Source organism: Flavivirga aquimarina (assembly GCF_030540835.1).
Classification (GTDB): domain Bacteria; phylum Bacteroidota; class Bacteroidia; order Flavobacteriales; family Flavobacteriaceae; genus Flavivirga; species Flavivirga aquimarina.
The window spans coordinates 93,325-102,447 of record NZ_JAUOEK010000068.1 but is presented as its reverse complement, the minus strand read 5'-3'; the positions used below and the strand labels follow the sequence as shown (position 1 = coordinate 102,447).

The 9,123-nt window shown below is 27.9% G+C and carries 8 protein-coding genes and 1 tRNA gene; 8 read left to right on the top strand and 1 reads right to left on the bottom strand.

Annotated features, from left to right (window positions below):
* Both Q4Q35_RS05680 and Q4Q35_RS05675 read left to right on the top strand, forming a co-directional pair.
* Positions 1-302, top strand: a 302-nt coding sequence (locus tag Q4Q35_RS05680) for a TlpA family protein disulfide reductase (RefSeq protein WP_303276978.1), incomplete at its 5' end; no start/stop codon positions are given.
* Between the two features lie 270 nt (positions 303-572).
* Positions 573-1,946: a TlpA family protein disulfide reductase gene (locus Q4Q35_RS05675; protein WP_303276977.1), complete on the top strand. Its 1,374-nt coding sequence runs from the start codon at positions 573-575 to the stop codon at positions 1,944-1,946.
* A gap of 404 nt (positions 1,947-2,350) precedes the next feature.
* Here the strand turns inward: Q4Q35_RS05675 and Q4Q35_RS05670 are convergent.
* Positions 2,351-2,424: transfer RNA gene (locus tag Q4Q35_RS05670), tRNA-Ala, on the bottom strand.
* Between the two features lie 595 nt (positions 2,425-3,019).
* Between Q4Q35_RS05670 and Q4Q35_RS05665 the strand changes: the two genes are divergently transcribed.
* The 6 genes from Q4Q35_RS05665 to Q4Q35_RS05640 all read left to right on the top strand — a co-directional run bounded on the left by Q4Q35_RS05665 (position 3,020) and on the right by Q4Q35_RS05640 (position 9,115).
* Positions 3,020-4,183: a hypothetical protein gene (locus Q4Q35_RS05665; RefSeq protein WP_303276976.1), complete on the top strand. Its 1,164-nt coding sequence runs from the start codon at positions 3,020-3,022 to the stop codon at positions 4,181-4,183.
* Positions 4,184-4,196: 13 nt separating this feature from the next.
* Entirely contained in the window at positions 4,197-4,859 is a 663-nt protein-coding gene (locus Q4Q35_RS05660; protein WP_303276975.1) for a hypothetical protein, read from the top strand.
* Between the two features lie 9 nt (positions 4,860-4,868).
* Positions 4,869-6,311 (top strand): sensor histidine kinase, encoded by a 1,443-nt coding sequence (locus Q4Q35_RS05655; RefSeq protein ID WP_303276974.1) that lies wholly within the window; start codon positions 4,869-4,871, stop codon positions 6,309-6,311.
* Entirely contained in the window at positions 6,308-6,988 is a 681-nt protein-coding gene (locus tag Q4Q35_RS05650) for a LytR/AlgR family response regulator transcription factor (RefSeq protein ID WP_303276973.1), read from the top strand. Before Q4Q35_RS05655 ends, Q4Q35_RS05650 begins: the two co-directional genes overlap by 4 nt.
* A 725-nt stretch (positions 6,989-7,713) precedes the next feature.
* On the top strand, positions 7,714-8,385 hold the full coding sequence (locus tag Q4Q35_RS05645) for an ATP-binding cassette domain-containing protein (RefSeq protein WP_303276972.1): 672 nt from the start codon (positions 7,714-7,716) through the stop codon (positions 8,383-8,385).
* 31 nt (positions 8,386-8,416) lie between these two features.
* On the top strand, positions 8,417-9,115 hold the full coding sequence (locus tag Q4Q35_RS05640; protein ID WP_303276971.1) for a DUF6796 family protein: 699 nt from the start codon (positions 8,417-8,419) through the stop codon (positions 9,113-9,115).
* Positions 9,116-9,123 lie beyond the last annotated feature (8 nt).

The window sequence follows — 9,123 nt, the reverse complement described above, 5'->3', positions numbered from 1 at the left end:
TTAAGGAAATGCCACATATAGGAGAAATATACAATGAATTTCATCCTAAAGGTTTAGAAGTTTTAGGAATATCTTATGATAGAAAGGAAACTAAATGGCGTAATTTTTTAAAGAAAAATGAGTATGTTGTTTGGGATCAGGTTTCATCTTTAAAAGAATGGAATTGTCCTTCAGCAAAAGTATTCGCAGTAAATACAATACCAGAAACTATTTTAATAGATAAAAATGGGGTAATTGTTGCTAGAGGTCTTAAAGGCGATAAACTTAAAGCAAAAATTAAAGAAATACTTGCTGTAGAGTAATTTATACTTTCGAGAAATGTAATTATGATTTTATAATATTCTTTAGTCCTTGTATCATAACAATTTTAGTACCCAGTTAATGATATTAAAAAAGAATAAGGAATGCACTTTTTACAAAACAGTTATTTAAAATAAAATTATTACGTCGTGCATGTAGATAATCATAAAATTTTATTTTGAAAAGTCTTTGTTTGGAAAGATAAAGGAAATCTAAGTCACCAGTTTATACATAAGTAAATACAATTAACACATATTTTATTATTCCATCAAATGAAAAAAACAATATTAAGTTTAGCATTAGTTTTAAGTCTAATAGCTTGTAAAAAAGAAACTCCAGTAGACTATGCTTTATTTTCTGCTAAAATTGAAAATTATAAATCTAGACAAATAACTTTAACCAAAGTAGAGTCTCTTAAAAAGAAAATTTTGAGAGATACTAACGGTGTTTTCTTAGATACTATTAAGAATGACGAAGGGCTTTATTTGCTCAAAGCAGGTAAAAACAGTGTTAATATTTATTTGAATAACGGAAATGATGTTAATCTTAAAGCCGATTCTAAAGATTTTAATAATTCTCTTAAAATTTCAGGGAAAGGTGCGGGGACTACAAATTATCTACTGTTAAAAAATAAAACAAAAATACAGAAAGCAGATGAAGAAGCATTATACGTATTAGAGGAGGGAGAATTTAAAAATAAAGTCAAAAATATAAGCACTTTATTAAATACTGCATTAGACACTATGGAGGGGATAGATCCTGCCTTTAAAGCGTTAGAGAAACGTAAAAACAATTATAACTACTTGTTAGAGTTATCAAAATATGCAACAGGTAAACATAGTTATTGGACTAAAAAGAACGACTATAAGCCATCAGAAGGTTTTTTAGCAGAATTAAAGACCTTAGATGTAAATAATGAAGCAGATTTTATAAATTTTAATACATATAAACAACTAGTTACAGCTCACTATATTGATGAAATTAAAGATTTATCTAAAAAAGAATCAATTTCCTTTATGCTTGCAAAGCTTAAAGTGCATGGAGCTATTCCAAATGAAACCATTAAAAATGAATTGATATTTACTGGAGCTGAATATGGAATGAGGAAAGCAGAAGACGTTGAAGCATATTACCAAATCTTTATAAATGCATCAACAGATGCAGAAAACAATGCTAAAATCACTAAAGTTTACAATGAGTTAAAGATAGTAAATAAAGGACAACCCTCTCCAAAATTCACAAATTATGAAAAGCATTCAGGAGGTACTTTGTCATTAGACGATCTTAAAGGACAATATGTTTATATAGATGTTTGGGCTACTTGGTGTGTGCCTTGTATAAAAGAAATACCAGATTTAAAGCGTGTTGAAAAAGCGTATCATGGAAAGAATATCGTTTTTTTAAGTATATCCATAGATGAAGCTAAAAATCACGATAAGTGGAAAAACATGGTTAAAGATAAAGATCTAGGAGGAATTCAGGTCATTGCAGATAAAGGAGGGAAATCTAAATTCCTCGAAGACTATTTTATTTCTTCTATTCCACGTTTTATATTAATAGATCCAGAAGGGAAAATAGTATCTAGTAAAGCACCACGCCCTTCAAACCCAGAATTAATAGATTTATTTAATGAGTTAAATATTTAAATGAATACGCTGTCTATTTCTAAAAAAATAAAGACATATGTTAATGTATAATGTCTTTAAAACTATTGCTTTCAGTTAGTTTTTTTATCTAAAGCAGTAGTTGATAATATTATAAATACCATACCTACAAATAAAATGGAAAAAACAATTATTAGTTTCGTATTAGCCTTAAGCCTTATCGGGTGTACCATTAGATACTACTCAAGGAATTTCACAAGAATTTTGATAAATGTTAGATTTTAAAATTGAGCTTGTTATAGATAGATGGTATACGGTCTTGTAAAATTGAAGTTTATAAACTTTTACTAACTGGAATAAATAAGTTTTACAACTAAATAAAGTCAATTCATATCAAATCAAAAAAGCTTTAAAAGATAAAATCTTCTAAAGCCTTGTTATCACTGTGGAGAAGATCGGATTCGAACCGACGACCTCTTGACTGCCAGTCAAGCGCTCTAGCCAACTGAGCTACATCCCCTTTCTCTTTATTTACAGTGTTTGCAAGAGTTTACAAATATTTCACAACATTTAAGCTATGCTGCATTCACCTGCATTTTGATGCAAATGTATACATTTTGGTGCAAAAACCCACCACGAAAACCCACCACCTTTTTAAAATAATTATGATTATTTGTCTATAGGAGGTATCTTTAAAAAGTATTAGATAAGCGCACTTATTTGTTTATTCTTTAATCCAACAGAAAAGTAAAACATACAACCATAAAGTTTTATCTAAGGGCTTTAGTCATTATTATAAACAAGTATTTCCTGAACAAAAGCCAAGAAAGTTTAGGGTTCTGAGAAAAACTTATTTGTCATATTTAAACAAGTCTGTAGTGATGATATGATTGAGTTAAGTTCTCATGGAAGCATGAGAGTATTAAACAAGCATTATGTTGAGGTTGTGTCTAAAGGTTTGACTATGAATATTTTTGAGTAAAAATCAGACTAAGAAACTAGAGTTTACCTTAAAAAGGCACATTCATACCACCAATCCCCATAATTGTCACATTTTTTTTAATGCAATTTTAACTAGTAGTAGTTTTATAAAATAATTACTAAATATTTTATAAATGAAATCATATCAAGTTATTTTAGGTGTTTTGCTATTAGGATATATATGCAATGCTCAAACAAACAAAACAATAATTAAAGGTCAAGTTAAAGATTGGCCAACGGACTCCACTTATTTACAAACAATGCCATTTCATTCACCGCACTCAAGTGAATTATACGCTAAAATAATTTCTAAAAAAGGCACATTTAGTTTTGATTTTGAAGATATTAAAGCTCCTTTTGTCGTTCAAATTTTTGCAACAAAGGAACTAGCTAATTTTAATAAAGAAGAATTATTATATAATAATCTGACGGAAGATTATTATATAAGACAATGTGTAAAATTTTATACTTACGGGAAAGTCACACTATTAATTGAGCCAAACAAAACACTAGAAATTGATTTAACATATAATACATCTTTAACAACATTAAAACCAGAAGACGTAGAAAAGCATATAAAAATAGGTGCCAAAGTCTCTAAAAAGAATACTATAATAAATGATTCTCAAATGAGCATTAATTTTAAAGGGGGCGACATCTTTCAAAATGAATATTATCAAAAATCTTTTGAATTGGATAAAATGGTAGATAGACGATTAGAAATTTATAAGGACATGCCGTTAGACAACGCAATTCTAGGATACCAAAAGATAACGCAAAAACTTTTAAACGATTTAGAAGCAAAAAAAGAAAGACTCTCTCTAACATTTTATAATTATATTAAAGCAGAAATAGAGTTTGGGGCGAAGTATCAGTTCTTAAGATTTTTAATGCTAGACAAAAACAATGAAATGGATACCTTCTTTTCTAAAGGTATTCCTAAAGATATATTGGATGTTTTAAGCTTCGATAAAACTAAAGTTAACAAAACAATCATGGTAAGTGAAGAGTTTAATAATTTTATCGAAATGTATTTAAATTTTAAACTTAGTGAAAAAAACAAAAAACTAATACTTAATGATGGTTTTGGTTTTCATAAAATTAGAATCGCTATTCGAAATTTACCTAAGGCATCAGTTTACTATTATTTAGCTAACAACTTGTTACAAACTAATAGGGAAAAACTTATGAAAGTTATTAAAAGTGAAGAGGCGGTAGAGGAACTTATTACTAAAACAATCACTAAATATCCCAATGGAGAATTGAATGATAAGTTGATGGTTAAATATAATTTATAGAGTGTTTTAGTAAATGAACTATCTATTAAAAATACTAGGAATCGTATTAAGTTTCACTCTTATAGGTTATGCTTTAACCTATCCTTATGAGCTTTCTTATACGGGAGAAGATGGTGTAATTCTAATTGAAGATCCTAAAGAGTTTACTTCAATAGAACAAGTAATACATAGACCAGAGTTTAAAAACAAAGTACTTTATGTTCGTATTGGGGAGCCCCTAGAAGCTGAAATCCTTAGACCTAATTATAATGATAATAAAGCTAATAAAATTATAGTTCGAGACAACGGTGAAAAACAAATAATTCATTCAAAAAGTCAACCTTACTATTTTCAATTACAACGATTATCAGAATTAAAAGAACATTATAGTAATCAAGAGGTAGTTCTTGTTTTTATAGATTTTCCAGATAGTGATACCAATACACAAGAAGATGATATTAGAAAGTGGAAAGCTATTATTAAAAAATATAAGGTAAAAGGCTGCCACGTAATGATGAATTCAAAAGCTTATCTAAAAATGAGGCATGACATAGAAAAGGAAAAGGGAATCCCGTCGTACCTACATTATAACCTTCTTGTAAGTAAAAATGGAAAAATTGTAAATGATAATGCGCCTAGCCCAAGTTTTAATAAAGAAAAACTATATAGAGAGATAGATTCTCTTTTAGCACTATAATTTTTTTAAATGACAATAAAAACCATAGATATCAGTCCTAAAAAAATAGCAGTAAACCTTTTATTTTTGTTACTGTTCACTAGCTTACTAATTAATATCAATCCCAATTTCCCTTTTTATTATGATAAGACACATCGTGTAATAGCCTATATGATTTTATCTGGAGCTGCAATATTCTACATACATAACTTGGTTTTTTTACCGATTTTAACTTTAGAGAATGATAGAAAAAAATATAAAAGATTTATCGTTTTCTGTATTTTAACCTATCTGGCTTTAATGCTATGTTTCTGGACATATAATGCAAAAATCAGTCCTGACTCTTCTTATGTTTTTGATATAAACTTTCAAAAGCTTTTCACAATAAGTGAGTTAACGAAACTATTAATTATCTCTATAATCCCATTGGCGGTTGCGAGTTTATTGTCCTATGCATATTCTGCTATAATGTTAAGCAAAAAAATAAGAATGAGATTTCTTGAATTTTTCATAAATATGGTTATAGTCGTTTTACTTTATTTGGTTTCAGCCACAATGGACAATGGCTTTGCTTCCTTCTTGCTTACTATATTATTTGTGGTATTCTACGCCAATGCTTTTTACATAACCCCAATACTTATAACAGAAAAAAACAAAAGAAAACATAGAAAATTATTACTAATTCTTTCGACCTTTTATTTTGTTATAATGGTTAGCGTGTTTTTTGAAAAAATATCTAATTTTTTTAGGCTAGATAATCTTTTATATCTAACATTTAATCTATTTGGTGTATTGTGTTTAGTGTATTTGTTGTCTTATGTATATGGTTTTTATCGCTTAAAATTATTAACGAAAGAAAAAGTATTCATTCGAAAATTAGATGCTAAAGAATTGGAATTACATTTACTAAAGTCGCAAGTTAACCCACATTTCCTATTCAATACATTAAATACATTATACTCAACTGCTTTAGAAGAAGGTGCTTCAAAAACAGCAGAAAGTACGGCCAAATTAGCAAACCTGATTAGGTACATGCAAGAGGATATCAATAAAGGTTTTATTCCTTTAGAAAAGGAAATAAAATATGTACAGGATTATATTCTCATTCAAAAATTACGGTGTGTATTAGAACCAGAAATAAAAACTTGTTTCAAGAATATTGAAAATCATCATATTAGCCCGGGTTTATTAATTCCTTTTGTAGAAAATGCATTTAAATACGGTATTAATCCTTCAAAAATATCAAATTTAAAAATATCTGTTATTTGTACTCAAAATACTATCAACTTTGAGTGCATCAATAGTTATAACAATTCTTTTAAACCCCATTATAAAGAACAAGGTTTTGGTATAGGGATTAAAAATGCAAAACAAAGGTTGGAATTAGTTTATCCTAATAATCATACTTTTGAAGTAAAAAAAGAAGACAATATTTTTTCTATAAAAATAAGAATTACAGTTAAAAGATTATGATAAAAACCGTAGCAATAGATGACGAACCGAAAGCGATACATGTTATTCAACATCATATATCCAAGATTGATAATTTAGAGCTTGTATCTTATTTTTATAATGCCAAAGATGCATTGCAATTTTTAAAACAAAATCCCGTAGACTTAATTTTTATAGATGTCAATATGCCTCAGATGTCAGGTTTAGAAATGCTAGAAAAACTACAGTTAAAGCCTTATATTATTTTTACAACGGCTTATACTGAATTTGCTATCGATAGCTACGATTTCAACGCCATTGACTATTTGTTGAAACCGTTTGAATTTGATAGATTTCAAGTGGCTATCCAAAAAGTTCAACAACGCATATCTTCTCAAAAACAGATGAATACTTTCTTTTTTATTAAAGATGGATTCAAAAACATAAAAATTGAATTTGAAAATATATTATTTATAAAGGGCTCTGGTAATTATTTAGATATTACAACCAGAGAAAAAGTGTTTTCTCCTAGGATGACTTTTCAAGAAATTATTGCAAAATTACCAACTTCAGAATTTGTGAGAATACATCAATCTTACCTTTTAAATATTAATAATATTAACAAAATTGAAAATAATCATGTTTATATAGATTCTTATAAACTACCTATAGGGAATCGATATAAGGAGTTGTTATTTAGTCGATTGAATTTAGAATAAGCACCCTATATTGTTATAAACAACTATTTAAATAAAAACTTGTAGCATTAAAAACACTACCACCATCAAATATTAATTACATTAACTTCTGAGAGTCATTTATATAAGGGATACAAGAGATTGAATATTTGTCCGTAATTTGCTGTTAATCAATCGTTCTAGCCAAATGAACTATATCCCCATTGTCTTTATTTATAGTGTTTGCAAGAGTTTACAAACATTTTGAAACATATAGCTATGTTGCATTTAAGTGCAAAAACCCACCACCTTTTTAATTTATTATTCTAGATAATTATGATTATTTACTTATGGGAACTATCTTTAAAAAGTCTTAAATAAAGACACTTTTTGATGTATATATATTAAAAACAAACAACAAGTTATTTATTCCATTATTAGTCACAATATAAAACCCGTAACCAAAATGAAATTTATTACAAAGAATGTATAATAAAGCTATTTGGAAATACTTTTTGGATATTAATATGTTCAACATTCCTTTTTCTTTGGTTTTCGGTTTTACATCTGGTATTTTTTGGAGTATAGTTATCTTTTCTTCATTTGGAATTTTAATAGGTTATTTAGGCTTTCAAACTTTCAGAAAAAATGAATACTATGCATATTATAATCTTGGGTTTACAAAAACCAATCTAATAAAAAAAGTGTGGTTTCTAAATCTGACTATTTCTTCTTTAATATTTCTAATTTATATAATATTCAAATAGATGGATTTATTAAAAGTAACCAACCTTAACAAGTCTTACGGAAAGAAATCCATTTTAAAAAACATTAGTCTTGAATGTAAAACTGGCGAAATAATTGGGGTTTTTGGTCGCAATGGAACTGGAAAATCAACTTTATTAAAACTAATATTTGGAACAGTAAAAGCGGATTCCATTATTATAAAAATAAACTCAGAAACGATTCCTCAAAAAAATGTTATTCCTTCAAAAAAGATAGCATATCTACCTCAAAATACTTTCTTACCAAAAGAACAGAAAGTAAGAACAATAATTCCTTTATTCTTTCCAAATGGAGACGACCAAGACAAAATTTTCTATTCTCCACAAGTATCAAGTTTTGAAAAAATAAAAGTAGGGAAACTATCTCTAGGGCAATTACGCTATCTTGAGTTACTGATTATAGGAAACCTAAACCATCCATTCTTAATGCTAGATGAGCCCTTTTCAATGATTGAACCAATTTATAAAGATACAATTAAGAGTTTGTTAATAAAACTAAAAGAATCGAAAGGTATAATTTTGACTGACCATTATTACAACGATGTTCTTGAAATAACTGATAAAAATTTCGTTTTAAAAGACACCGAAAAAATTCAAATAATGGACAAAGATGATTTGGTTAAGCATGAATATTTGAGGTCAAATAAACAATAAACGTTTTGTTTAATAAATAACAGAGCTAAAAATGAATATAAATCACTTTTGGGTAAGAGTTATGGGGCTATCAGGTATACTAGGTGGTTTAATTTTATTTGCAGGAGATATGCTTTTATATTACGACCCAATTAACACAAGTTTAAATCAAAATATGGGTAATGCTTCAGACCTTAGAATTATAACTAGTGGAGTTTCTGCTTTGTTCGGAACTTGGTTTTATATAATTGGAATGGGTCAGGTGTATTATGCATTCAAACCAACAAATACAATTTCAAAAAATATTGTTATGGCTAGTTTCGCAAGTATATTAATTGCTTTTGGTATTGTTCATGGAGCATTTATAGCTATTGCCACTTCTGCAAAACTAGCAACTGAGTATAATCTAGATATGAAATCAACAATTTCTCTTGCTTTAGAAACAAATAATATAATGAGGCTATTTGTATATCCTATTTTTGCGATTTTATCATTTGTGTTTATAACTCAGGTTTGGAAAAAGAGAACATCATACTCATCAGAAGATTGTATAAAGAAAGGTTTAGGGCAATTACTAAGCTATGTTTATCATGAGGAACAAACATTCGATAACTATAAAGGCTTAAAAAAGAAGATTGTTATTTGCGGTAAACCTAAAGCTAAACCAAATGACTTGAAATTTATAAATTATATAAATAACTCGCTTAAAGTTAAGTTCGAATACCTTTCTATTGAAGATATTACCTTTTAAAAGATAGA

Excerpts from the sequence above, each read along its gene's own strand:
- Q4Q35_RS05645 (WP_303276972.1), top strand. The coding sequence starts at position 7,714 with ATGGATTTATTAAAAGTAACCAACCTTAACAAGTCTTACGGAAAGAAA.
- Q4Q35_RS05650 (WP_303276973.1), top strand. The coding sequence starts at position 6,308 with ATGATAAAAACCGTAGCAATAGATGACGAACCGAAAGCGATACATGTT.
- Q4Q35_RS05665 (WP_303276976.1), top strand. The coding sequence starts at position 3,020 with ATGAAATCATATCAAGTTATTTTAGGTGTTTTGCTATTAGGATATATA.
- Q4Q35_RS05660 (WP_303276975.1), top strand. The coding sequence starts at position 4,197 with ATGAACTATCTATTAAAAATACTAGGAATCGTATTAAGTTTCACTCTT.
- Q4Q35_RS05640 (WP_303276971.1), top strand. The coding sequence starts at position 8,417 with ATGAATATAAATCACTTTTGGGTAAGAGTTATGGGGCTATCAGGTATA.
- Q4Q35_RS05675 (WP_303276977.1), top strand. The coding sequence starts at position 573 with ATGAAAAAAACAATATTAAGTTTAGCATTAGTTTTAAGTCTAATAGCT.
- Q4Q35_RS05655 (WP_303276974.1), top strand. The coding sequence starts at position 4,869 with ATGACAATAAAAACCATAGATATCAGTCCTAAAAAAATAGCAGTAAAC.